Genomic DNA, 23,542 nt, shown 5'->3' on the forward strand with positions numbered 1-23,542 from the left:
ATGAGCGGGAGCAATTGGCGCGAAAACAGCCTTACGCTTCTCTCGCAAACCCTCAATCCCCCGTCAGAATCCGGTCGACCAGCTGCTTCACCGTCGGAACAAAACCGTTCGAATAGAACGGGTCCTGCTTGAATTTATACGCCCCGTGGCCCGCGAACATCAGGTTCTGATCGGTGTCGCCGCCATGGGCGATGTCCTGCAGCGTCTTCTGGATGCAGAAACTGCGCGGATCGGCGAGGCGTCCGGTCGAATTGGTCTCGCTGTCCATCCATGACGAGAAAGCGCATTGCGACAGGCAGCCCATGCAGTCGCTCTGGTCCTTGCGGATCGTCGCCTTTTCCTCCGGCGTCACGAACACGAGCGTGTTGTCCGGCGTCTTCAGCGCGTCAGTGAAGCCCGCGCCATACCAGCTGCGCGCGCGCATCAGATCGCCCTTGGTCACCCAGAAATTCTTGCCCTTCACGCCGACGTCGAGCTGATACTGGTGATCGCCCGCGGCTTCGGTCGAATAGGGAATCTGCCGCTCCGACCGCGCTTCGAGCATGCGCAGGAAGGGATTGCGAACCGCGCTCGAATAAAAACCGGTCGGCGAAAAACGATGCAGCAGCACTTCGCCCGGCTCGATCCGGGTGAGCTTGTCCTTCCACTCCTGCGAGATCGGGCTTTCCTGCGTCAGCAGCGGCCGCGTGCCGAACTGGAACGCGATCTGGCCGAGTTCGGGATTGTCGATCCACTCGTTCCAGTCGCGCAGGTACCAGACGCCGCCAGCCATCACGATCGGCACCGAATCGGCAATGCCGCCTTCGCGCATCGTCTCGCGCAGCGCTTTCACGCGCGGGTAAGGGTCCTGCGGCTCGAGCGGGTTTTCGGCGTTGGACAGGCCATTATGGCCGCCCGCCAGCCACGGGTCTTCGTAAACAACCGCGGCAAGCCATTCCTGCGCCTTTGAATAGGCCCGCTTCCACAGCGCGCGGAAGGCGCGGGCCGAACTGATGATCGGCAAGTAATTGACTTCGTAGGACGCGGCGATTTCGGACAGCTTGTACGGCATGCCCGCCCCGCAGGTCACGCCCGCGACCATGCCGCGCGTGCGTTCGAGCACACCGTGCAGCACCCGCTGCGCGCCGCCCATTTCCCACAGGACGTTGATGTTGATCGCGCCCTTGCCACCGGCAATGTCGAACGCGCGCCGCACCTGCTGCACCGCGCCTTCAATCGCGTAGTTGACGAGTTCCTCATGACGTTCGCGCCGGGTCAGCGCGCGGTAGATTTGCGGGATGATCTTGCCGTCCGCGTCATAGCTGTCGGCATTGACGGCGGAAACCGTGCCGATGCCGCCTGCCGCGGCCCAGGCGCCTGCGCTGGCGTGATTGGTCGCTGCGACACCCTTGCCGCCCTCCACCAGCGGCCAGACTTCCTGGCCGCCATAGACGATCGGCTTCAAGCCCTTGAACACCCACTTCTCCCTAGCACCAAAGCCACATTCATAACGCAATTGGGCAAGATTTCGACAAAATTCGGCCTCACCCCAAAATCCCCGGTACGCCTGCCGCTTCGGCATAAAGCCTGCGATAGGCGTCGATCATGATGCTCTCGGCATATTCCGTCTGCGCTTTCAACCGGTTCGCGGCACCAATGCGCGCGCGGAGCCCGGCATCGACCGCCAGCGCTTGCATCGCGTCGCGCAGCCACAATTCAATGCCCGAACGCGCGAGATAGGGCTGGTTCTCCGCCGACACCATCGTGGGTACGTCACCGACCGGCGGCGCGACCACGGGCAGGCCCGCTGCCATCGCCTCGACCACCGCGATCGGGAACTGCTCGCTGCGCGACGACAGCGCAAGTATGTCGAACAGCCCGACGTAGCGCGCCGGATCGGGCAGGAAACCCGGCAAATGCACGCGGTCGCTGACCGCCATTGCCGCCGCCGCCGCTTCGATCGCGCCGCGTTCGGGCCCCTCGCCGACGATCACCAGCCGTGCCTTACCCGGCAATCCGCCAAAGGCGCGCACCAGCAACGGCAGGTCCTTCACCGCGCGCAAGCCCGCCAGCGTACCCATCACGACTTCGCCCGGTTTCTTGCGAAAGCCGGGGATCGCGCGCGGGTCCGGCGCGGCCGCATAGCGCGCCACATCGATACCGTTGACGATGCGGCGCACGCGCGCCGGCGGCTGCTTCCAAGCGCCGAGCGCAATCGCCTCCAGCGTGCGCGACGGCACCACCAGCGCATGTGCGGCGCCCAGCGCCATCCGGCGGTACATGTTGCGTACCGGATTGAGCCCGTTCGCTTCGTCGGCATTGAAGCCGTCCTCGTGATGGACGATCGGCGGCGCATCCTTGGCGAACACGCGCCGCGCCATCACCCCGTCGATCGCGCCCCAGTTATAGCTCAGCACCAGATCGAACCGGCGCATGAACCGGGCAATCGCTTCATAGCGCGCGACCGAAGGCTTGCCGGTCAGCGGCGGCGGATTCTGCGCGATTTCCCAGGCAATGCCCTTGGCGATCGCGTCGCGCGCGCCCAGCGCGTCGGGCACGCCGGAAACGATCGTGTGGCGCGCGACGTCGCCGAACGCATTCATCAGCCGGACTGCCCGCGCTTCCTTGCCGCCCAGATCGAAGCTCGAATGCAAGTGCAGGATATGGATCGCCGCCATCGCCTTTTCCGTTAGCGTGGTTTGCCGCGCTTGCCAGCCCCTTCAGGTTAAGGCGCGCTTGTCGATGTGAGTGATCCGGCAGGCGAGATCGGCCTCGCCGCTCGCGACAATGTAATGATCGCCGGCATCGACGATGCCGGTCGTGAAGACGATATCGCGGAGGTACATCAGGTCGTCGAGCGGCGCGGTGAGCGCTGGCGCCGCCTCGATCAGCGGAGTGTCGCCGGTTGCGATCAGGCGCGCCGGGTCGGCCGCAGCAAGCAGCGACCAGTAGGTGCGATAGCTGCCCACTCCGTCATTGGGCTCGACGCCGTGCCACAAGCTAAGCCAACCGCGATCGGTCAGGATCGGCGGCGCGCCCCCGCCGATCCGCGCGGTCGCCGCCGTCCCGGCGCGGGGGCGAATGCCGGGGCGGTCGCACGGGCGCCAGTGGAGCGCATCGGGCGAGGTCGCCAGGTTGATCGCAGGGCCACTCACCCACGCGCTGTCGGGAGGATAGGCGAAATAGACATCGCCCAAGGGCCGCGTCTGCGCCCAATATTGCCCGCCGATCAGCCCTTCGAAAATCAGCATATCCTTGTTCTGATGGTCGAGCACCAGCCCTTCGAGCGTCCAGTCGCGCGCGTCGGTCGACGAATAGAGCGAGGTCGCCTGCCGCTCCGGACTGATCGAGCAGACGGTCATCAGCCAGCGGTCGCCAACTCGCGAAATGCGCGGATCCTCGATGCCATAGCATTGATAGGGCGCGCTCGGCGCGATTGCCCGGGCGTAGTCGACGCCGACGACCGCCGAGCCATCGGGCGTCAGCTCGACCGGCAGCAGCCACGACAGCGAGGTCAGCGCGATCGTTTTCGATACACAGTCGCGCAGGGCAAAGACGCGGGGGTCGCGCATATCGACTGCCTCGACCGGCCAGGCATCAAGCCGATAGCCCGCCGCCGTCCAGCGGATCGCGCGGACCTGCTCGCCCTGCACCGGCGCGCGCAATGCCTCTGCCACGCGCACCATCAGCAGCAGATTGCCGTTCGGCAGCCGCGTCAGCCCCGGATTGAACGCGCCGAGCACATAGGTTTCTGCACCCAATTGCCCCGCCAGCGGCGAGCGCGCGAGATCGACGTCGCGCGGGGTGAAGATCAGCCGGTCGGCAAGATGCGCGGGGGCAGCCATTGCGGCGGACAAGCGATCAGCCGCCGGCTTGTTCCACGATTCGCGCCAGCAGCGCGTCGATCGCCGCCATTGCTTCGGGTTCGGCGAGCGTCGGTGCATGGCCGGTGCGCGGCACGGTGGTGAGCGTCGCTTCGGGCAGCTCGGCTGCCATCCGCGCGGCGGTCGCTTCGGGCAGGATGTCGGACAGCGCGCCGCGCACGATCGCAACCGGCCTGCCCTTCAGCTGGTCGAGCGCACGCCACATGTCGGGGCCGGCTTCGTTGCCGGGCACCCGGAACGGCTCGGCGATCTTCATGTCGTAATCGAGCACGATCCGCCCCGCCGCATTGACGCGGTACAGCCGCTTGGCCATCGCCAGCCAATCGCCGATCGCATAATCGGGATAGGCATCGCCATTCGCCTCGGCGACCGAGCGCGCGGCGTGCATCCACGTCGGCCAGGTGTGGCTGCGCCCGACATAGCCGCGAATGCGCGCCAGCCCCGCCGGGTCAATGTCTGGCCCGACATCGTTCAACAGCGCGCCCACCATCTGCTCGCGCGCGGCGCCCGCCAGTAGCATCGTCACGATCCCGCCAAGCGACGTGCCGATGGCGATGTAGCGATCGGCAGCGATTTCGGTCAGCAGCGCCTCAATGTCCTGCACATAAGTGAGCGGGACATAGCTCATCGGATCCTTGGCATAGCCGCTGTCGCCGCGCCCGCGAAAATCGACGGCGAGCACGCGCCACTGCGCGCTCAGCCGGTCGGCAACAGCATGATAATCGCGAGCATTGCGGGTCAGTCCCGGCAGGCACAGGATCGGCGGCCGCTCCGCCCCCGCGGCATCGCGCGGCGCATAGTCGCGCGCGTGCAGCCGCAGACCGTCGCGCGACCACCAATAGCGGCTCTCCCAATGACGATCTTCGGCGCTGGCCATGGTTGCGTCCTTGCGTTGTGCGGCCCCATATCGCCGGATGCCCATCGCCCCGCAACCCGCCTATCGCCCCGCCGCTGCCATCCTGACGCTGGGGGAGGGATTTTTCGATCCCGTCACTGCCGCCGACTTCCCGGAGACGCGGCTGCGCTTCCGCAACCAGCGCTGGGCGGAGCGGGTCGGGCTGGGCGACCTCGATGATGCGGCGTGGATCAGCCATTTCGGGCGGTTTGCGCCGCTCTCCGGCTCGCTCCGGCAGCCGCTCGCGCTACGCTATCACGGGCATCAGTTCCGGGTGTATAACCCTGACATCGGCGACGGGCGCGGCTTCCTGTTCGCGCAGATGTATGATGATCGCGGGCGCCTGCTCGATCTGGGCACCAAAGGGTCGGGGCAGACTCCGTACAGCCGCTTCGGCGACGGGCGCCTCACGCTGAAGGGCGGTGTGCGTGAAATTCTCGCCACCGAGATGCTTGAGGCGCTGGGCGTCGAGACGTCGAAAAGCTTCTCGCTGATCGAAACCGGCGAGGCGCTTGAGCGCAACGACGAGCCCTCACCGACCCGCTCGGCCGTATTGGTGCGGCTGAGCCACGGCCACATCCGCATCGGCGCGTTCCAGCGGCTCGCCTATTTCCAGGACACCGATCGGCTCCAACGGCTTACCGACTATGCGTTGCGCCACTACTATGGCGATACGAGCGGCGATCCGGTGCGGCTGCTCGACCTCGTCGTCGGCACCACTGCCCGGCTGGCGGCGCAATATATGGCAGCGGGCTTCGTCCACGGCGTGCTCAACAGCGACAACATCAACATCTCGGGCGAAAGCTTCGATTACGGCCCGTGGCGGTTCGCACCGACCTGGGACCCGGGCTTTACGGCAGCCTATTTCGACCATCAGGGCCTCTACGCCTTCGGTCGCCAGCCCGAGGCGATCCACTGGGACGTGATGCAGCTCGCGGTGTCGCTGCGCCAGCTTGTCGAAGCGGCGCCGCTGATCGAGGTGCTCGACCGCTTCGGCGATGCCTATCAGCCCGCAGTCACCGAGGCGATCCTGTGGCGGCTTGGCGTCATTCCGCGTGGGCGAAGCGATGTCGCGGTCATTCAGGCGATCGAACGCGGGCTGCGCGCAAGCGCCACGCCGCTCGCGGATTTCTTTCACGCAAGCTTCGGCGGACGCATTCCCGATGCGCTCGGCGACGCCTTCGACGAAGCGCGCGTCGCGCTCGCCGATTATCGCCCGCGCAAGGCCCGCGACGATGGCTTCTGGAATGGCCCACCCTGCTCCATGCTGATCGACGAGGTCGAGGCGATCTGGGCCGCGATTGCCGAGCGCGACGATTGGGCGCCGTTCGAGGCGAAGGTTGCGGCGATCCGCGCTTTCGGTGCCGCGCTCGCAGGTTGATCGGCAGCGCTTGGCAAAGGGCGGCATATTGGGGCAAGAGCGCGGGATTGAGAGGACGGGATCGAATGGCGGGTCAGGAAATCGTCTCGACTGAACCGGCGACCGGGGCGGTGCTGTGGCGGAACATGCCCGGCGACGTCGATGAGGAAGTCGCCATCGCGCGCGCAAACTGGGCGAGCTGGGCTGCGCAGCCGCTCGCCTATCGGCTCGAGGCGCTGCGCCGTTTCGTCAATGTCGTGCGGGCCAAGGCCGATGCCTTCACTGACCTGATCGCGCGCGAAACCGGCAAGCCTTTGTGGGAAGCGCGCACCGAAATCGACACGGTGATCGGCAAGGTCAACATTTCGGCTACTGCCTATGCCGAACGCACGCCGCAACGGCGGCTCGACAGCCAGCTTTCCGGGCGACTGGCGCTGCGTCACAAGCCGCACGGCGTACTCGCAGTGCTCGGCCCCTATAATTTCCCCGCGCATCTGCCCAACGGCCACATCGTCCCGGCGCTGCTCGCAGGCAATGCGGTGGTTTTCAAGCCGTCTGAAAAGACGCCCGCAACCGGCGCTTTTCTGGTCGATTGTTTCCACGAAGCCGGGGTGCCGCCGGGCGTGCTGCGGCTGCTGATCGGCGGACCGGCCGAAGGCAAGGCACTGGCGGCCCATCCTGACATCGACGGGCTGTTGTTCACCGGCTCGGCGCGCACCGGCATCGCGCTCAACCGCGCATTCGCCGACCGGCCCGAAAAAATCCTCGCGCTCGAAATGGGCGGCAACAACCCGATCATCGTCTGGGACACGCCCGATCTCCATTCGGCCGCCGTGCTGGTGGTGCAATCGGCCTTCACCAGCGCGGGGCAGCGCTGCACGGCGGCGCGGCGGTTGATCGTCGACGAACGCCTGCAGGGGCCGCTGCTCGAAGAACTAGCGAAATTGCTCGACCGGGTAATCGTCGGCGATCCGCACGCTGATCCGCAGCCCTTCATGGGTCCGGTGATCGACAATGAATCAGCCGATTTGCTGACCGAAAGCTTCGTGACGCTGATGTCGCGCGGCGGCCGCCCGATCCGCCACATGCAGCGCCCGGTCGCCAACCGCCCCTTCCTTACCCCCGGCCTGATCGACGTCACCGAAATGAACGACCGGCCCGACATCGAGCTGTTCGGCCCGATCCTGCAGTTGATCCGCGTCAACAGCTTCGAAGACGCGATCGCCGAGGCGAACAACACCCGCTACGGCCTGTCGGCGTCGCTCGTCAGCCAGGACCCCGCGCTCTACGACCAGTTCTGGGCCAATGCCCGCGCCGGCATCGTCAACTGGAACAAGCCGACCAATGGCGCGAGTTCGGCAGCACCCTTCGGCGGCATCGGCTGGTCGGGCAATCATCGCCCGAGCGCCTATTACGCGGCTGACTATTGCGCCTATCCGGTGGTTTCGAGCGAATCCGAACAGGCGCGCGCATTGATTGGCATCGGCCTGCGCGACGCGTGAACGCGCGATAGCTATGCTTGGCGCGCGCCAAGCATCGATCGGTTGCGATGGCGGTGGGAGAGGACCAATTGCGCTACCAATGACCCGCACCAACTTTCCCACAGACGGCCGCGTGCTGCTGGTCGGCGCCGGCCCCGGCGACCCCGGCCTGCTGACGGTGAAGGCGCGCGATGCGATCCTCGCGGCCGATCTGATCGTCCATGATGGGCTGGTCGATCCGCGCATTCTCGCGCTGGCGCCTGCCACCTCGCGCGTGTCGGTCGCGAAGGCGCGCAGCCGCCACACGATGCGGCAGGAAGCGATCAACGACCTGCTGGTGGCCGAGGCGCGGCGCGGTAAGCTGGTGGTGCGGCTGAAGGGCGGCGACCCGTTCATCTTCGGGCGCGGCGGCGAGGAAGCCGAGGCGTGCATCGCGGCAGGCGTGCCAGTGGAAGTGATCCCCGGCATTTCGGCAGCGATGGGGGGCGCGGCGCAGGCGCTGATGCCGCTGACGCACCGCAATGTGTCGAGCGCGGTGACCTTCGTCGCGGGGCAATGCCAGGGCTTGTCCGAACAGGACTGGACCGGGCTGGCCGGCAGAGGGCGCACGCTCGTCATCTACATGGGGATCGCAACCTCGCAGGCGATCGCCGACAAGCTGATCGCCGAGGGTGTCGCCCCCGACATGCCCGTCGCCGTGATCGAAAACGGCACCCGGCCCGAAGCGCGGGTGCTGCGCGGGCTGCTCGCCGATCTCGGCGCGCTGGTGCGGCGCGAGGCGGTCGTCAGCCCCGCCGTCATCGTCGTCGGCGCGGTCGCGGCGCGCGGTGGTCCTGCACTCAACCAACTTGCCACCGCGGCGGAGATGATGGCGTGAAGATATTGACAGGGAATGATTTACCGACCGGCGACGTGATCTGGTGGACCGGCACCGGCTGGTCGCGCCATGTCGAGGACGCCGCCGATGTCGACACCGGCGGCGAAGCCATCGCCCGCGCCGAGGAAGGCGCGCGCCGCGTCAACGCGCCCTATGTCATCGATGCTGACGCCACCCCCGAAGGCCCCCGCCCCGCGCACATCAAGGACCGCGTGCGCGCGCTCGGCCCGACGGTGCGCCCCGACCTGACATTGAAGCCCGCCGATCCGGACGCCGGGGCCTGGGTGATATGATCCGCCGCCTCGCCCTGGCGTTCGCGTTGGCGAGCGGCGGCCCTGCCGCGCTCGCCGCGGCGCCGGAAACATCCGTCGCCAAGGTACAGACGCGCCACGTCACCCAGACCTATCTTCGCGCCGTCCCTGGCAAGCGGGCCACCCTCATCGCCTATATCAAGGCGAATTGGTTCGCGATGGACCGGATCGGCATTCAGCAGGGGCTGTTCACCAGCTATGCGCTCATGGAACGCGCCGACAGTGAGCCCGCCGATTGGGACGTCATCGTCGCCGTCGGCTATCCGACCACGCAGGGCCATGACGCCCCCGGTGTCGCCGATGCCTTCAAGAAAATTCGCGCCGCGCACCGCGAGATCAAAATCGACGGCCAGAGCCTTGCGCAACTCGGCACGATCGTCCGCCACCACCCCCTCACCCTCGTTCAGCAGGGCAGCTAAATCATGTATAGATACGACACTTACGATCAGGCGATCGTCGATGCCCGCGTCGAGGAATTCCGCGATCAGGTGAACCGCCGCCTCTCGGGCGCGATCAGCGAGGATCAGTTCAAGCCGCTGCGGCTGATGAACGGGCTCTACCTTCAGCTTCACGCCTATATGCTGCGGGTCGCCATTCCCTATGGCACGCTGTCGGGGGCGCAGATGCGGATGCTCGCGCATATCGCCCGCAAGTACGACCGCGATTACGGCCATTTCACCACCCGCCAGAACATCCAGTACAATTGGATAAAACTCGCCGAAGCACCTGATTTGCTTGCCGAACTCGCCAGCGTCGAGATGCACGCGATCCAGACCAGCGGCAATTGCATCCGCAACATCTCGTCCGACCAATATGCCGGGGCCGCCGCCGATGAAGTCGCCGATCCGCGCCCCTGGGCCGAACTGCTGCGGCAATGGTCGAGCTTCCACCCCGAATTCAGCTATCTGCCGCGCAAGTTCAAGATCGCCGTCATCGCCGCCGATGAAGACCGCGCGGCGATGCGCCTCCACGACATCGGCATCCAGCTCGTCCGCCGCGACGGCCAGCTCGGCGCGCGCGTCTTCGTCGGTGGTGGCATGGGCCGCACGCCGATGATCGCGCTCGAAATCAAGGATTTCGTCCCCGCCGAAGACCTGCTGAGCTATATCGAGGCGTGCCTGCGCGTCTACAATCGCTATGGCCGCCGCGACAACATCTACAAGGCGCGGATCAAGATCCTCGTCCACGAAATCGGCGCCGATGAGTATCGCCGTCAGGTCGCCGAGGAATTCGAGCACGTCAAGCAACTCGGCATCGACCCGCCGCTCGCCGAGCTCGAGCGCATCACCGCGCAATTCGCGCCGCCCGCGTTCGACACCACCCCGAGCACCGAACCGGACCGCAGCGACCCCGCCTTCGCCGCCTGGCTCGACCAGAATGTCAAGCCGCACAAGGCCCCCGGCTATGCGATCGTCAACATCAGCCTGAAGCCCGTCGGCGGCATTCCCGGCGACGCGTCGTCGGCGCAGATGGACGTGATGGCCGACCTGACCGAGCGTTACTCGTTCGACGAATGCCGCGTCACCCACGCGCAGAACATCGTCCTCCCCCATGTCCGTCAGGCTGACCTCCGCGCCGTCTATGACGCGCTCGTCGCCGCCGAGCTCGCCAGCGCCAATCTCGACCTGATCAGCGACATCATCGCCTGCCCTGGCCTCGATTATTGCAGCCTTGCGAACGCGCGCTCGATCCCGGTCGCGCAGAAAATCGCCCAGCGCTTCGCCGATCCGGCCCGCCATCGTGACATCGGCGAGCTGAAGCTCAAGATCAGCGGCTGCATCAACGCCTGCGGCCACCACCATGCCGGCCACATCGGCATCCTCGGCGTCGACCGGAAGGGTACCGAGAATTACCAGCTGCTGCTCGGCGGATCGGGCGCGGAGGACGTGAGCCTCGGCCGCATCACCGGCCCCGGCTTCGACGAGGACGGCATCGTCGATGCGGTCGAGCGCGCCACCGACCTCTATCTGCAAGTCCGCGAGGACGGCGAGCGCTTCATCGACACCTATCGCCGCGTCGGCATCGAACCCTTCAAGGAAGCGATTTATGGTTGAGACTTTGCTGCGCTTCCGCGACGACGACGCGCATGACGAGCCCGCCGTCACGCTCGACGCTTTCCTCGCCGATCAGACCAACGCCACCGCCGTGCGGATCGAGGCGGGCGACGATGCCCGTGCGCTGCTGCCGATGCTCGACCGGCTCGCGCTGATCGAGATCAGCTTCCCGAGCTTTCGCGACGGGCGCGGCTATTCGTCGGCGCGGGTGCTGCGCGAGGCGGGCTATGTCGGCGAGCTGCGCGCGGCGGGCGATGTGCTGGTCGACCAGGTGCCCTTCATGCGCCGCTGCGGCTTCGACAGTTTCGCGCCCGAATCCCCGATCGACCAGGCGACGCTCGACGCCGCGCTCGCGCGCTTCCCGGCCGTGTATCAGCCCGCCGCCGATGGCGCAGTGCCGGTGTGGAAACTGCGCCATGGCTGACGCGCACCCGCGCGATGTGATTGACGTGGCGCCCCGCTTCACGGTGGCGCAGGCGGCTGAGCTCGACGCGGGGTTGTCTGGCCTGCCCGCCGCCGAGGTGCTTGCCGCGCTGATCGGCGATCGGCTCGCGGGGCGGATTGCGCTGGTCTCGTCGTTCGGCGCCGAAGCGGCGGTGCTGCTGCACATGGTTGCCGCTGTCGACCGCAGCGTGCCGGTGATCTTCCTCGACACCGGCAAGCATTTCCCCGAAACGCTTGCCTATCGCGATGCGCTTGCCGAGCGGCTGGGGCTGACCGACCTGCGCAACCTCACCCCCGACCCCGCCGATCTCGCCGCGCGCGACGCGAAGGGCGAGCGCTGGTCCTACGACCCCGACGGCTGCTGCGACCTGCGCAAGGTCCGCCCGCTCGCCCGCGCGCTCGCCGGGTTCGACGCGACGATCTCGGGCCGCAAGGCGTATCAGGCGAGCACCCGCGCCGCGCTCCCGCTGGTCGAGATCGACCCCAGCGACACCGCCGGCCGCCTGAAGATCAACCCGTTACGCGATTGGGGGAAAGCCGACCTCGACGCGTATTTCGAAGCGCACGACCTCCCCCGCCACCCGCTCGAAGCCGCCGGCTACCCCTCGATCGGCTGCGCGCCGTGCACGAGCGCAGTCGCCGAGGGCGAAGACGCGCGCGCGGGGAGATGGCGCGGGTTCGCAAAGGTGGAGTGTGGGATTCACACCGACGGCAATCGTTAGGCCGGCCAGCTAGCCATCAGGGGCGCCCCGCTTTCAGATCGCCCTCGATCAACATGATCGCCCGCATCGCGCGCTGGCGGTCATCCTCGCCGCGGGTCGGGACCAGCGGCAGATCGGGCGCGATGCCCGCGACCTCGTTCGTCCCGTCGGCACGCAGTCGGGTGCAATTGGGCATGCGAAACCGCATTTGCGAGTTTGTCAGCACCACCGGGTCACCATTCACCATGAACCCGCAGCCATCGCCGCCGGTGCGCGTGCCGATTGTCTTGCCGATGCGGTTATCCTGAAAGACGGCGGCGAACATCTCAGCCGACGAATAGGTCTTGCCGTCGGTGAGCGCATAGGCCGGGCCCGTCCAAGCGCCGAATTGTGCCTCGACCTCGGACGCGCCCGACAAGCGTGCGGAGACGTCGCTGCTAGCATAAGCACCGCGCGGAAGCCCCGCGACCGCGCCGCCGGCAAAGCCCGCATCGAGCGTGCCGCTGCACCCGATTGCAGCCCACCGCCGCCGCTCGCGCCACACCCAGGAACGGTCGCACTGCGCGCTCGGCAGCGCCTTGGCCGCCTGCTGGAAAAACGCGAGCGCCGCTTCCAGCGCTTGCCGCCCCGCAGCGTCGGGCTTTTCGCTCAAGGCATCGTTCAGATTCTCAAGTTGCCCCTCAATGTAGCGCGCGGCGAGTGGCGAGGCGACCATGCGCAGCGGCGCCGATTTCACAAGCCGATCGGTCAGCATGCGCGGGAAGTAATCGCCGCTGTCATTGCCGCCGCTATTGTCGCCGATATCGACGATGAGCGCGCTCGCACCCGCGCTTTGGAACGCGGCCAGTTGCGCGGCAAAGGCTTCGTACCAATGGCCATAGGCCACCTTGCGCACCGACGCGCGATTGATCGCCGCGCCGCTGGCCCGCAGCTTTGCCCAGGCCTGGGTGCAGACGGCGGGAAAGGCGCGGTTGGAGAATTGCTGGATGCGAATGATCGCCACTTTGGTCCCGCCCGGCGTCGTCAGAAACCCCGCGCGAAACGGCGCCTGCAAGCCGTCCGACATCATCGAAAAGCCCGGCAGCGTTTCGAACGGCAGCGAGAAGGAGACCGGGCTCGTCACGCCGAACCCCAGCGACGCGCAGCCCTCCTCGGGCTTGTCAGGATTGATCTCGGGCGCCGGGATCGGCGCTGCTTTGGCAGGGCCACCGGGTACCAGATCGGCAAGCGACGAGAAATGCCCGTCGCCAAAGGCAGTTACAAAACTCGCGATCACGCGCCGCGCCTCTCCATCGCTTTTCGCCTGCGCCAGCCGCGCGCGGGTCAGCTGGTCAAGGCGCGGCAAATCGAGCCCGCCCTCCACCGTCCCGAACCACGTCAGATTGGCGTATTCGCGTTCCATCGCCGCCTTGAGCTGGCGGTAATCGGCCTGCCATTTGGCGGCATCGAACGCGGGCGGTGCCGCGGCCGCCGGACCGGCTAAAACCGACCCCAACATGGCGACGGCGAGCGATGATCGAGCAAGGAGCGAAACGGGCATAAAACGGGCCTCCAGCAAGCATGATGCGGTCCCGGATGTATCAGTAGCCCCCGGCCCGATCTTGCACGCGCGGCGCGATTTGTATTTCAGCGAGCGGCGCGAAAGCGGCTCGGCGCCTGACCATAGAGCGCCTTGAAACTGCGCGTAAAATGCGCCTGGTCGTAAAAGCCGCACGCCAGCGCAATCTCGCTGAGTGGCATAGCGGTCTCGCTCAGCAGCGACACCGCCCCTTTCAACCGCAGCCGCCGCTGATACTCGCCGGGCGTCACGCCGTGATGCTGACGGAACAAGTCGACAAGGCCATCGGGCGTCGCGTCGATCGCCCGCGCAATCGCCGCAACCGACAGCCGTCCGCTCAGATTTTCACGGATAAACTCCTCAGCCTTGGCGAGCAGCGCGAGCGATGGCTGGGCGGGGCGGCAGCGGACAAGCGCGCGTTCGAACCGCGCCAGCAATTCGACTGACAACCCCTCGACAATGGCGCACGAAAAGGCGTCGCGCTCGGCAAGTTCATCTTCCATCCGCCGGGCAATCAGCACAAAATCGGGGTCGTGGACGCACGGCGCGGCGACCTGAGGCACTGCCGCCTTGATCCGGTCGATCGTTGGCTGCGTTGGCGTGAGTAGCAACTTGCGCGCGCCCCGCGCCTCAAATCGCTGCGCATGCGGCTCGCCTGCGGGGTAGAACGACATCGTTCCCGCCGGATAGCGCTCGGTGCGCCCGCAAATCGATTCGTGATAGGCCCCGGCGATCACCACACACATTGACGATGCGTCATGCGCATGATCGGCCAGCGCGCTATGCTGGTCATAATGGCGGGACGTCAGGGCGGCAAAAAAAGTCATGTCACCCCAGCGAGACGGGAGGATGAGCCCAGAGTAGCCGCACTCGGGGAATTTGACTAGATTGGTGGCGAATGACCACGACCGCACATTGCTATTGACAAAACCAACCAAATGGGCTAAACACCCTCCCCATCGCCACCCCCTCGAAAAGGCCAGCGCGGGGGTGGTGATGGGGTCTCCGTGCCGCCTCGCAAGGGGCCAAGCGGCGATCTTCGACCGGCGCGGAAAAGTCGTTCGGGTAAGACGGATCCGCATACCCCGGCACCGATAAGGTAAACGCACGTAGGGCGTCGCATGAGCGGGCAACCGCCAAGCGGCTAAACTCGAAAGCAGCCACAATAGGCCGGGAGAACTTCCCGGCGACGGCGTGCACTTCATCGGGCCAATTCAGTCTCGGCGCCAAAAGACTGAAAGCATCACTGCCCAAGTCGCCGAGCCCCGAACGCGTGGCAAACGCGCCGGTCGAATTTCCCCTGCGTCCGCGGGTGTCCTGATTTTACGCCCGGAGTCCGTGTGCAGCTGGGGGCGCTCTCCCCCCTCATCCACTACACCCGTTGGTCCCGAGCCCTTCGACTGACTGGCAAGCCAGCCGCTCAGGACAGGCTTGGGCACGCAGTGCCCAAGTCGACGGACCGGCCCCAAGCGACTCGCCTCAATCCCGCCCCTCGACTGCGCTCGGGACGAACGGTGGAAGGTAACAGGAAGGAAGCTTACTCCGCCGTCACCGCCACCACTTGCCCCGTCGTGCAGTCCGCGCCGCTGAGCCAGCCGCGCACCGCCGCCACATCCTCGGCTTCCGCCCCCGGCCCCACATCGATCGCGCACAGCCGCGTCCCCGGCGCCAGCTCGATCGCGAGCGGGGTGATCGCCGCCAGAATCAGATGCCGTTCCAGCGCGGCAATATCGGGGGCAACTTCGACGATGATCACCTCGGCGGCGCTTTCCTGCACTGCCGCCACCAGCGCCCCCACCGTGGCGCCCGCGCCCAGCGTGATGACGCGCGCCGCCACGCCTACCGCCGGTGCCGCAACAGCGTGATCCCGATCGACTCGCCATTTTCCGAAATCGCGAGCTTGACGATCTTCACCTTCACCCAGCGCACGCGCGCATCCTGCACGATCAGCGTTTCGGCGATATGGTCCGCCACCGCCTCGATCAGCGTGAAATGCACGCCCGGCGGCAGCGCACTGGTCGCCGCGCGCTTCAGGTCGAGATAGTTTTTGGAGCCCCCCAGTGGCGTGTCGGGCGCATAATGCGGCAGGCAGTCGAGCTCGACCGTGATCGAAATCCGCAAGGGCTGCGGCAAGTGCGTCTCTTCAGAATAGATGCCGGTCAGCACCGGCACTTCGATGTCGTGCACTTCCAGTTCGAGGCGATCGTCCAAGCTCAGTCTCTCCGCAGCAAGGCCGCGCCCATAGCAGTTTTGTGTGCGCGCGAAAGGCGTCGCGAACGGCGCCTCAGGCGGCAGCACTCGGGCGCGCGGTGGCCTCGTGATACCAGCGGCGCAGGTGGACGTCGCTTTCGGGGACCATCAGCTTGGCGCTCTGCGCAAAGTCGATCGTCACCAGCGCGGTGATGTCGGCGAAGCTGAACGCATCGCCCGCGATCCACGGCGACTCGCCCAGCCGTGCGTCGAGCGCCGCGACAAACGCACCCCACATGATCGCGCCGCGCGTCGCCAGCTCGGGAATCTGCGGGATCGGCGGCCATTTGCCCGCCGCGCCCCGGTCGGCCATCGCAGGGCGCGTGTTGCGGAACGCATAGACGGCGGCGGTATAGCCGTCGCTTTCGATCCGCCGGGTCCAGCTTTCGATACGGCCGATCTCGACCGGGGTGGTGCCGAACAGCGGTGGCGCGGGGTGAAGCGCTTCGAAATAGCGGCAGATCGCTGCCGATTCGCAGATTACTTCGCCCGAATCGAGCTCGAGCGCGGGCACGGTGCCGCGCGGGTTGATGCCAAGGTAAGCGTCGCCGAAATGCTCGCCCGATCGCAGATCGACCGCGACGCGCTCGACCTCGATACCCTTTTCGGCGAGGTAGATGCGGACCCGGCGCGGGCTCGGCGCCCAGGCGGAATCATAGAGCTTCATCGCGCGTTCCCCCGTTGGTGTTTGCCCGGTTGGTGTTTGCTGGCACCCAAGCTAAAGCGCGCCGCCCCGCTTCGTCCATGCCGATTCACTCGTCGGAGACCGATCATCGACCTTCGCCCGCTGCACAGCATTGCCGCCACCGATATCGACGCGCTGCTCGACACGACTTTCGGTGCCGATCGGCGCGGCCGCACTGCCTATCTGATCCGCGCCGGGATGGCGGCGATCGACGCGCTCAGCTTTGCCGCGCTCAAGGACGGCACGCTGGCGGGCACGATCCAGTGCTGGCCGATCGCGCTCCACCGCGACGAAGGCGGCGCGGTGCCACTGGTGATGGTCGGCCCGGTCGCGATCCGGCCCGATCTGCAGGGGCTGGGCTATGGCCGCGCGCTGATGGCCGAAATGCAGGCGACGGCCGATGCGCTCGATCTGGGCGACGCGCTGATGCTGATCGGCGACCCGGAATATTATGCGCGGTTCGGTTTCAGCGCCGATTGCACCGGCCTTTGGCGCGCGCCGGGGCCGGTCGAGCGGCACCGGCTGCTCGCGCATGGCTGTGCGGTGCCCGATGCCGCGGGGATGCTCGGCCCGCGCCGCTGACGCCTTTACGCGCCGCCGCCGCGCGCCTACCTGAGCGCCATGCCGATGGACCCGCTGCCCGATCTTTCCGCGCTATCGCTCACCGACATCGCCCGGCTGGTCGAAGCCGATAAACTGCCGCCGGTCGAAAGCTGGAACCCCACCCACTGCGGCGACAGCGAAATGCGGATCGCGCGCGACGGCACCTGGTTTCATCAGGGCTCGCCGATCGGCCGGATCGCGATGGTGCGGCTGTTCTCGCGCATCCTGCGCCGCGAGCCCGACGGCGGTTATGTGCTCGTAACGCCTGTCGAAAAGCTCGACATCGCGGTCGAGGACGCGCCCTTTGTCGCGGTCGAAATGAAGGCCGAGGGCGAAGGCGCGGCGATGCGGCTCGCGTTCCGGCTCAACACCGGCGATCTGGTGACGGCGGGGCCGAACCATGCGTTGCGCTTTGCAACCGGCGACGACGGTCCGCGCCCCTATCTCCACGTCCGCGCCGGGCTGGAGGCGCTGATCGCGCGGCCGGTCTATTATGAAATCGCCGAACTCGCGCTCGCCAGCGACGCCGATCCGGCGGGCGTGTGGAGCGACGGTGCCTTCTTCGCGATCGAGCCCGAAGCGTGACGCTCGACTTGCGGCTGCGGCGCGCGCTCGATGCGGTGCCGGGGGAAACATTGCTGCTGCCGGGCGACAGCCGCGACCTGCCGCTCGATGAAGCCTCGACTGCGGCGGCGGTGCTGGTGGCGATCACCGACCGGCGCGAACCCGGCCTGATCCTGACCCAGCGCACCGAGACGCTGCGCCGCCATGCGGGCCAAGTCGCTTTCCCCGGCGGCCGGATCGACCCGGAGGACGAAGATGCCGTCGCCGCTGCGCTTCGCGAAGCGCATGAGGAAATCGCGCTGCCGCCCTCGGCGGTGCGGGTCATCGGCACGGCCGACCGCTATCGCACCGGCACCGGCTATGACGTGACGCCAGTGATCGGCATTGTCCCCGCCGATCTGCTGCTCGTCCCTGCCGAAGCCGAGGTTGCCGCCGTCTTCGAAGTCCCGCTCGACTATGTGCTCGATCCCGCCAATCACCGCGAAGCCAGCGCCGAGTGGCAGGGCCGGACCCGCCGCTTTTACGAAATCCACTGGGAAAACCGGCGCATCTGGGGCGCGACGGCGGGCATGATCGTCAATCTGTCGCGGCGGCTGGCATGGGCGAACTGACGCTGCCACCGGCGGCGTGGCGCCAGCGGGCGGGGCTCGACGCGCTATGCGCAGCGCTGGGCGCGGATCAAGGCGATGCGCGCTTCGTCGGCGGCATCGTGCGCGACACGCTGCTCGGGATCGACGCGCACGACATCGACATTGCGACGCGCCTCACCCCCGATGCCGTCGTCGAGCGGCTGCGCGCCGCAAGGATCAAGGCCGTGCCGACCGGCATCGCGCACGGGACCGTCACGGCGGTGCTGCCCGACGGGCCGGTCGAAGTCACCACGCTGCGCCGCGATGTCGCAACCGACGGTCGGCACGCGACCGTCGCCTTCACCGATGACTGGCGCGAGGATGCCGCGCGCCGCGATTTCACGATCAACGCGCTCTATGCCGACCCTGCGACCGGCGCGATCTTCGATTATTTCGGCGGGCAGGATGATCTCGCCGCCGGGCGCGTCCGCTACATCGGTGCGCCGCTGCAGCGCATTGCCGAGGATCATTTGCGCATCCTGCGCTTCTTCCGCTTCCTCGCGCGCTTCGGCGATACGCCTGATGCCGAGGGCCTTGCCGCCTGCGCAGCGCGCGCGAACGACCTGATGGCGCTCAGCCGCGAACGCATTGCCGACGAACTGCTCAAGCTGCTGGTCGCCGCGAATGCGCCTGCGGTCGTCGCGCTGATGATCGAGCACGGCATTTTCGCGCCCGTATTACCCGAGGTTACCGCTGCCGACCGGCTGGCGCGTGTCGCCGCGATCGAGGCCGCCGCGGGTATGGCACCGCAGCCGATCCGCCGCCTAGCCGCACTGCTGCCCGACGATCCCGCGATCGGCGACGCAGTCGGCGCACGGCTGAAGCTGTCGAACCTGCAGCGACGGCGGCTTGCAGCCGCCCTTGCGACCGATCTGGAGCCGCCGCGCGCGCTTGCCTATCGCTTGGGACTCGAAGGCGCCTGCGACCGTTTTGCGCTGCATTTGGCCGTCGATGCAGCACTGGAAGCGCTGGCGATAATCGCGGGCTGGACGCCGCCTGCGCTGCCGGTTTCGGGCGGCACGCTGGTCGCGCGCGGGCTGAGCAAAGGCCCCGACGTCGCGCGCGCGCTTCACCGGATCGAAGACCAGTGGATTGCCGAGGATTTTCCGGATGACGCACGCGTCGCGGCGATCACCGATGCGGTGCTCGATCAAGCCCTGCGATCGACGACCAGCTGATAGGCCGCGTCGGCATCGACCGCGCGACCGAAATAATAGCCTTGGCCATAGCTGCAGCCGAGCGCCGTCAGCGTCTGCGAAAGCTCATGCGTCTCAACGCCTTCTGCCGTCGTCTTCATGCCGAGCGCCTGCGCAAGGCTTAGGATCGCGCGAACGATCGCGATCTTGTCGCGGTCGGCCAGCATCCCGGTCACAAAGCTGCGGTCCATCTTCAGCACGTCGATCGGCAGCTTCTGCAGGATGGCGAGGTTCGAATAGCCGGTGCCAAAATCGTCCATGGCGAGTGTCACGCCCATGGTTTTCAGCGCCTGCATCGTCTGGGCGATACGATCGGGATCGGCGATCAGCGCGCTTTCGGTCAGCTCCAGCGTCAACCGGGCGCCGGGCAATCCCGCTGCCTCCAGCGCGCGTTCGACGATCCGCGGGATATTGTCGCGCTGCAGCTGGATCGCCGAGACATTGACGGCAATGCGCACCCCGCAATCGCCGCCTGCAACCGCATCCCAGCCGGCAAGTGCCTTGGCAGCGGTGTCGAGCGCCCATCGCCCGAGCGGCACGATCAGCCCCGATTCCTCGGCAACCGGAATGAAATCGTTGGGCGCCATGTCGACGCCGTCCTCGGTCCGCCAGCGCGTCAAGGCTCCGAACGCGACGATCCGGCCCGTCGCAAGATCGACGATCGGCTGATAGGCAAGCTGCAGCGTCTGGCTGTCGATCGCGCGGCGCAGCGCGGTTTCCATGCCGAATTCGGCACGGGCGACGTCGAACGCCTGCGGCTGATAGGCAGTGACCTCGCCCGACACTTTTGCGCGTTTCGCCGCGAACTGCGCGTGGCGGATCAGGTCTTCGACATCGTCGATAGGGTCGCCGCCAAAAGCAATGCCGATCGAGCAGGACACGCGGATTTCGAAGTCCGACAGACGGAACGGATTGGCCAGCGCATTGAGCACACGCTTGGCGACATGATCGGCATCGCTGCGCCCCGCATCAAGCTGGAGCAGCACGCCGAATTCGTCGCCGCCGATGCGCGCCAGCACATCGCGACCGCGCAAGGCGCCGCGAATGCGCCGCGCGACCGTGATCAGCAACTCGTCCCCCGCCAACGACCCCATGCAAGCGTTGATCCGGCTGAAGCGATCGAGATTGACGACCATCACCGCATGAGCTTCGGGGTCATGCGCGGCATCGGCAAACAGCGATTCGAGCTGATCGGCAAATCCTGCACGATTGGGCAGGCCCGACAGCGCGTCGGTGAGCATCTCGCGCCGCAGATTCTGTTCGGTGCGCACTTCGGCGGTCCGGTCGATCAAGGTCACGAGGCAGCGGTCGACCTGCCGCGTCTGCGCGCGCGCGACATGGACGCGGAAATGGCGCCGGTCGACGGCATCGCCGCATTGCCAGGCGAAGTCTTCGGACGGCGCGCCGGACAACATGAAAGGCATCAGCCGCCCACCAAGGCTGCGGATCAGCGGCGCGGCATCGCCGGCGCCGCCCAGCCCCGCCGCCACCATCGGCGCGTTCATCTCTTCGACCGCAAAGCCGCTTCCGCGCATCTGCAAGATCACGGCCGGGATCGGCAGCAGGTTGATCGCGCCCCCGACCGACGGGCGCGTAGCGACTTCCGCGCGCAGGCCATTACCCGGCACGGCTTCGGCGTCCAGAGGTCGAGACGAACGCGTCACCATCCTGCGCTCGTCTAATGACTATAGGTTAAGGCCGCCTGAAGTAATCCGGGCACATAAACCTATGATCCCAAACGCCTATCAACCGAAACGATTATCGCGCGGAAATCCCGTTGGCGGCAGACGACCGGCCGCACCGCGCGCCGCGCGCCACGGGCCAAGGTCGCTTTCGGTGCGCGTCCGCCCGCTGTCGCCGCCCATCGCCCAGCTCAACCCGGCTGCGAACACGAAGCCGGTCACATCGCTCAAGCCGCCGTCGCGGTAACGCTGGAGCTGCACCCCCTGCCCGCGCGTCATCTCGGGCAACTCCGCCAGCGGGAACACCAGCAGTTTGCGATTGTCGCCGATCACCGCAACATAGTCCGCATCGGGGCTCAGCGCGCGCACGCGCAACAGCCGCGCGCCGGGACGCGGCGTCATCACCGTCTTGCCCTTGCGCGTCTCGGCAATCAGATCGCTTGCCTGGGCGATGAAGCCGCGCCCGTCGCTGGCCGCCAGCAACAGCCGCGCGCTGCGGCTCGCCGGGAACAAGTCGACGATTGCCGTGTCGCCGTCGAGGTCGACCATCAGCCGCACCGGCTCGCCAAAGCCGCGCCCACCGGGCAGCTTGTCGGCGCCGAGCGTGTAGAAGCGCCCGGTCTCGGCCGCCAGCAGCAGCTTGTCGGTGGTCTGCGCGTGGAACGCAAAAGCGGGGCCGTCGCCTTCCTTGAACTTGAGCGCGTCGGGCGAGCCGAGGTCGATATGGCCCTTCATCGCGCGGATCCAGCCGCGCTGCGACAGGATGACGGTGATCGGCTCGCGGTCGATCATCGCTTCTAGGGGGATGTCGCGCGCCGGCGCCGCCTCGGCAATCGTCGTGCGCCGCGCGCCGAGCTTGGTGTCGCGGCCATAGCGCTTGCCGATGACGCCAAGATCCGCCTTCAGCCGTTTGCGCTGGAGCTTGTCGGACGCAAGCAGTGCTTCAAGCCCGCCGCTTTCCTCCGCCAGCGCGTCGCGCTCGCGGCGCAATTCCATTTCCTCGAGCCGCCGCAACTGCCGCAGCCGCATGTTGAGGATCGCTTCGGCCTGGCGGTCCGTGAGCTGGAACTCGGCGACCATCACCGGCTTGGGCTCATCCTCGGTGCGGATGATCTCGATCACCCGGTCGAGGTTGAGGAACGCGATGATGTAACCGTCGAGCAGCTCGATCCGGTCGGCGATCTTGCTCAGCCGATAGCGCGTGCGCCGCTGCAGCACGATGAACTGGTGCTCGACCCACGCCTGCAACGCCTGTTTCAGGCTCATCACGCGCGGGGTGCGCTGGGCGTCGAGCACGTTGAGGTTGAGCGGCACGCGGACTTCGAGGTCGCAGAGCTTGAACAGGCTTTCCATCAGCACGTCGGGGTCGACGGTGCGGCTGCGCGGTTCGATCACCAGCCGGATCTCGCTGTCGGACTCGTCGCGCACATCGCCCAGGATCGGCAGCTTCTTGTCGTTGATGATCGCAGCAATCGCCTCGATCAGCTTGCCCTTCTGGATGCCATAGGGGATTTCGGTGACGATGATCTGCCAGGTGCCGCGCCCCTGATCCTCGATCTGCCAGCGCGCGCGCACGCGGAAACTGCCGCGCCCGGTGGCATAGGTTTCGGCGATCGCGGCGGGGCTGTCGACTACCAGCCCGCCGGTCGGGAAATCTGGGCCCTGGACAAAGGCCAGCGGATCGGCGTCGGGATCGTCGATCAGCGCGACGGCGGCGTCGATCAGCTCGGCGGCATTGTGCGGGGGGATGCTCGTCGCCATGCCGACCGCGATCCCGCTCGCGCCGTTCGCCAGCAGATTGGGGAACAGGCCCGGGAACAGCTCGGGCTCTTCCTCTTCGCCATTGTAGGTGGGCTTCAGGTCGGCGCCGTCGTCGTCGATGCCGTCCATCAGGTCGATCGCGACCTGCGTCAGCCGTGCCTCGGTGTAGCGGTAAGCGGCGGCATTATCGCCGTCGATATTGCCGAAATTGCCCTGCCCATCGACGAGCGGATAGCGCAGCGCGAAATCCTGCGCGAGCCGCACCATCGCGTCATAGACCGACTGGTCGCCATGCGGGTGGTATTTGCCGATCACGTCGCCGACGACGCGCGCGCATTTCTTGTAGCCTTGGCTCGGGTCGAGCCGCAGCAGCCGCATCGCCCACAGCAATCGCCGATGCACCGGCTTCAGCCCGTCGCGCACATCGGGCAGCGAACGGGCGGTGATCGTCGACAGCGCATAGACGAGGTAGCGCTCCGACAGCGCCGTGTCGAAAGGTGTGTCGGACTGGCCGGGGATGTCGTCAGGCGCGGGCGGCGGATCGATCGTTTCGGTGGTCATCGCGCGAGCCGTAGCAGCGACGAGGCCGCAAGGCCAAGCCTTCCCGCACACCTGCCTCAAGCGAACA

23 protein-coding genes are annotated in these 23,542 nt (G+C 66.9%); 12 read left to right on the forward strand and 11 right to left on the reverse strand.

What is annotated here, in order from left to right; all coding sequences use genetic code 11:
- Positions 1-52: 52 nt before the first annotated feature.
- The 4 genes from AX672_RS05035 to AX672_RS05050 all read right to left on the reverse strand — a co-directional run bounded on the left by AX672_RS05035 (position 53) and on the right by AX672_RS05050 (position 4,740).
- On the reverse strand, positions 53-1,456 hold the full coding sequence (locus AX672_RS05035; RefSeq protein ID WP_066649159.1) for an NAD(P)H-dependent flavin oxidoreductase: 1,404 nt from the start codon (positions 1,454-1,456) through the stop codon (positions 53-55).
- A 67-nt stretch (positions 1,457-1,523) separates the two neighbouring features.
- Positions 1,524-2,657: a glycosyltransferase gene (locus AX672_RS05040; RefSeq protein WP_066649162.1), complete on the reverse strand. Its 1,134-nt coding sequence runs from the start codon at positions 2,655-2,657 to the stop codon at positions 1,524-1,526.
- Between the two features lie 42 nt (positions 2,658-2,699).
- Positions 2,700-3,824, reverse strand: coding sequence for a glycosidase (locus AX672_RS05045; protein ID WP_066649165.1), 1,125 nt, complete (start codon positions 3,822-3,824; stop codon positions 2,700-2,702).
- Between the two features lie 16 nt (positions 3,825-3,840).
- Complete coding sequence (locus AX672_RS05050) at positions 3,841-4,740, reverse strand: alpha/beta fold hydrolase (protein WP_066649168.1); 900 nt, start codon at positions 4,738-4,740, stop codon at positions 3,841-3,843.
- 37 nt (positions 4,741-4,777) lie between these two features.
- On the opposite strand from AX672_RS05050, the gene AX672_RS05055 reads away from it, so the two are divergent.
- From AX672_RS05055 to AX672_RS05090, 8 genes are all read left to right on the forward strand, one after another.
- A complete protein-coding gene (locus AX672_RS05055; protein WP_066649177.1) occupies positions 4,778-6,139 on the forward strand; it encodes a protein adenylyltransferase SelO family protein in 1,362 nt (453 codons plus the stop codon).
- 65 nt (positions 6,140-6,204) lie between these two features.
- A complete protein-coding gene (gene astD, locus AX672_RS05060) occupies positions 6,205-7,620 on the forward strand; it encodes a succinylglutamate-semialdehyde dehydrogenase (RefSeq protein WP_066649179.1) in 1,416 nt (471 codons plus the stop codon).
- 79 nt (positions 7,621-7,699) lie between these two features.
- Positions 7,700-8,476, forward strand: a complete 777-nt coding sequence (cobA, locus tag AX672_RS05065; RefSeq protein WP_066649182.1) for a uroporphyrinogen-III C-methyltransferase — start codon at positions 7,700-7,702, stop codon at positions 8,474-8,476.
- Complete coding sequence (locus AX672_RS05070; RefSeq protein ID WP_066649185.1) at positions 8,473-8,769, forward strand: DUF2849 domain-containing protein; 297 nt, start codon at positions 8,473-8,475, stop codon at positions 8,767-8,769. Before cobA ends, AX672_RS05070 begins: the two co-directional genes overlap by 4 nt.
- Entirely contained in the window at positions 8,766-9,206 is a 441-nt protein-coding gene (locus AX672_RS05075; protein ID WP_066649190.1) for a hypothetical protein, read from the forward strand. Before AX672_RS05070 ends, AX672_RS05075 begins: the two co-directional genes overlap by 4 nt.
- Positions 9,207-9,209: 3 nt before the next feature.
- The gene (locus AX672_RS05080) at positions 9,210-10,841 is read left to right on the forward strand and encodes a nitrite/sulfite reductase (RefSeq protein ID WP_066649199.1); all 1,632 of its coding nucleotides are present in this window, start codon (positions 9,210-9,212) and stop codon (positions 10,839-10,841) included.
- Positions 10,834-11,265 carry a DUF934 domain-containing protein gene (locus AX672_RS05085; RefSeq protein WP_066649203.1) on the forward strand — a complete coding sequence of 144 codons (432 nt, stop codon included), beginning with the start codon at positions 10,834-10,836 and terminating at the stop codon, positions 11,263-11,265. Before AX672_RS05080 ends, AX672_RS05085 begins: the two co-directional genes overlap by 8 nt.
- Positions 11,258-12,007 carry a phosphoadenylyl-sulfate reductase gene (locus AX672_RS05090; RefSeq protein WP_066649211.1) on the forward strand — a complete coding sequence of 250 codons (750 nt, stop codon included), beginning with the start codon at positions 11,258-11,260 and terminating at the stop codon, positions 12,005-12,007. Before AX672_RS05085 ends, AX672_RS05090 begins: the two co-directional genes overlap by 8 nt.
- Before the next feature lie 16 nt (positions 12,008-12,023).
- Here the strand turns inward: AX672_RS05090 and AX672_RS05095 are convergent, their stop codons facing one another.
- From AX672_RS05095 to AX672_RS05115, 5 genes are all read right to left on the reverse strand, one after another.
- Complete coding sequence (locus AX672_RS05095) at positions 12,024-13,526, reverse strand: S41 family peptidase (protein ID WP_066649214.1); 1,503 nt, start codon at positions 13,524-13,526, stop codon at positions 12,024-12,026.
- Positions 13,527-13,612: 86 nt separating this feature from the next.
- Positions 13,613-14,371: a helix-turn-helix domain-containing protein gene (locus AX672_RS05100; protein ID WP_066649217.1), complete on the reverse strand. Its 759-nt coding sequence runs from the start codon at positions 14,369-14,371 to the stop codon at positions 13,613-13,615.
- 710 nt (positions 14,372-15,081) lie between these two features.
- On the reverse strand, positions 15,082-15,381 hold the full coding sequence (locus AX672_RS05105) for a Rossmann fold domain-containing protein (RefSeq protein WP_066649220.1): 300 nt from the start codon (positions 15,379-15,381) through the stop codon (positions 15,082-15,084).
- Between the two features lie 2 nt (positions 15,382-15,383).
- Positions 15,384-15,755: a dihydroneopterin aldolase gene (locus tag AX672_RS05110; protein WP_066649223.1), complete on the reverse strand. Its 372-nt coding sequence runs from the start codon at positions 15,753-15,755 to the stop codon at positions 15,384-15,386.
- Between the two features lie 73 nt (positions 15,756-15,828).
- The gene (locus AX672_RS05115; protein WP_066649231.1) at positions 15,829-16,461 is read right to left on the reverse strand and encodes a glutathione S-transferase family protein; all 633 of its coding nucleotides are present in this window, start codon (positions 16,459-16,461) and stop codon (positions 15,829-15,831) included.
- 36 nt (positions 16,462-16,497) lie between these two features.
- Between AX672_RS05115 and AX672_RS05120 the strand changes: the two genes are divergently transcribed.
- The 4 genes from AX672_RS05120 to AX672_RS05135 are packed head-to-tail and all read left to right on the forward strand — an operon-like array spanning position 16,498 to position 19,453.
- A complete protein-coding gene (locus AX672_RS05120; RefSeq protein ID WP_372587572.1) occupies positions 16,498-17,061 on the forward strand; it encodes a GNAT family N-acetyltransferase in 564 nt (187 codons plus the stop codon).
- 39 nt (positions 17,062-17,100) lie between these two features.
- Complete coding sequence (locus tag AX672_RS05125) at positions 17,101-17,667, forward strand: DUF1285 domain-containing protein (protein ID WP_066649233.1); 567 nt, start codon at positions 17,101-17,103, stop codon at positions 17,665-17,667.
- On the forward strand, positions 17,664-18,257 hold the full coding sequence (locus tag AX672_RS05130; protein WP_066649234.1) for a CoA pyrophosphatase: 594 nt from the start codon (positions 17,664-17,666) through the stop codon (positions 18,255-18,257). Before AX672_RS05125 ends, AX672_RS05130 begins: the two co-directional genes overlap by 4 nt.
- Positions 18,245-19,453 carry a CCA tRNA nucleotidyltransferase gene (locus AX672_RS05135; protein ID WP_066649236.1) on the forward strand — a complete coding sequence of 403 codons (1,209 nt, stop codon included), beginning with the start codon at positions 18,245-18,247 and terminating at the stop codon, positions 19,451-19,453. Before AX672_RS05130 ends, AX672_RS05135 begins: the two co-directional genes overlap by 13 nt.
- On the opposite strand, the gene AX672_RS05140 is transcribed toward AX672_RS05135, so the two are convergent.
- Both AX672_RS05140 and parC read right to left on the reverse strand, forming a co-directional pair.
- Positions 19,426-21,006, reverse strand: a complete 1,581-nt coding sequence (locus tag AX672_RS05140) for a putative bifunctional diguanylate cyclase/phosphodiesterase (protein ID WP_066649358.1) — start codon at positions 21,004-21,006, stop codon at positions 19,426-19,428. The two genes, AX672_RS05135 and AX672_RS05140, sit on opposite strands and share 28 nt — an antisense overlap.
- Before the next feature lie 210 nt (positions 21,007-21,216).
- Positions 21,217-23,475, reverse strand: a complete 2,259-nt coding sequence (gene parC / locus AX672_RS05145) for a DNA topoisomerase IV subunit A (RefSeq protein WP_066649238.1) — start codon at positions 23,473-23,475, stop codon at positions 21,217-21,219.
- Positions 23,476-23,542 lie beyond the last annotated feature (67 nt).

Origin of the sequence: Sphingomonas sp. CCH10-B3 (assembly GCF_001556185.1) — a bacterium.
GTDB lineage: Bacteria > Pseudomonadota > Alphaproteobacteria > Sphingomonadales > Sphingomonadaceae > Sphingomonas > Sphingomonas aquatica.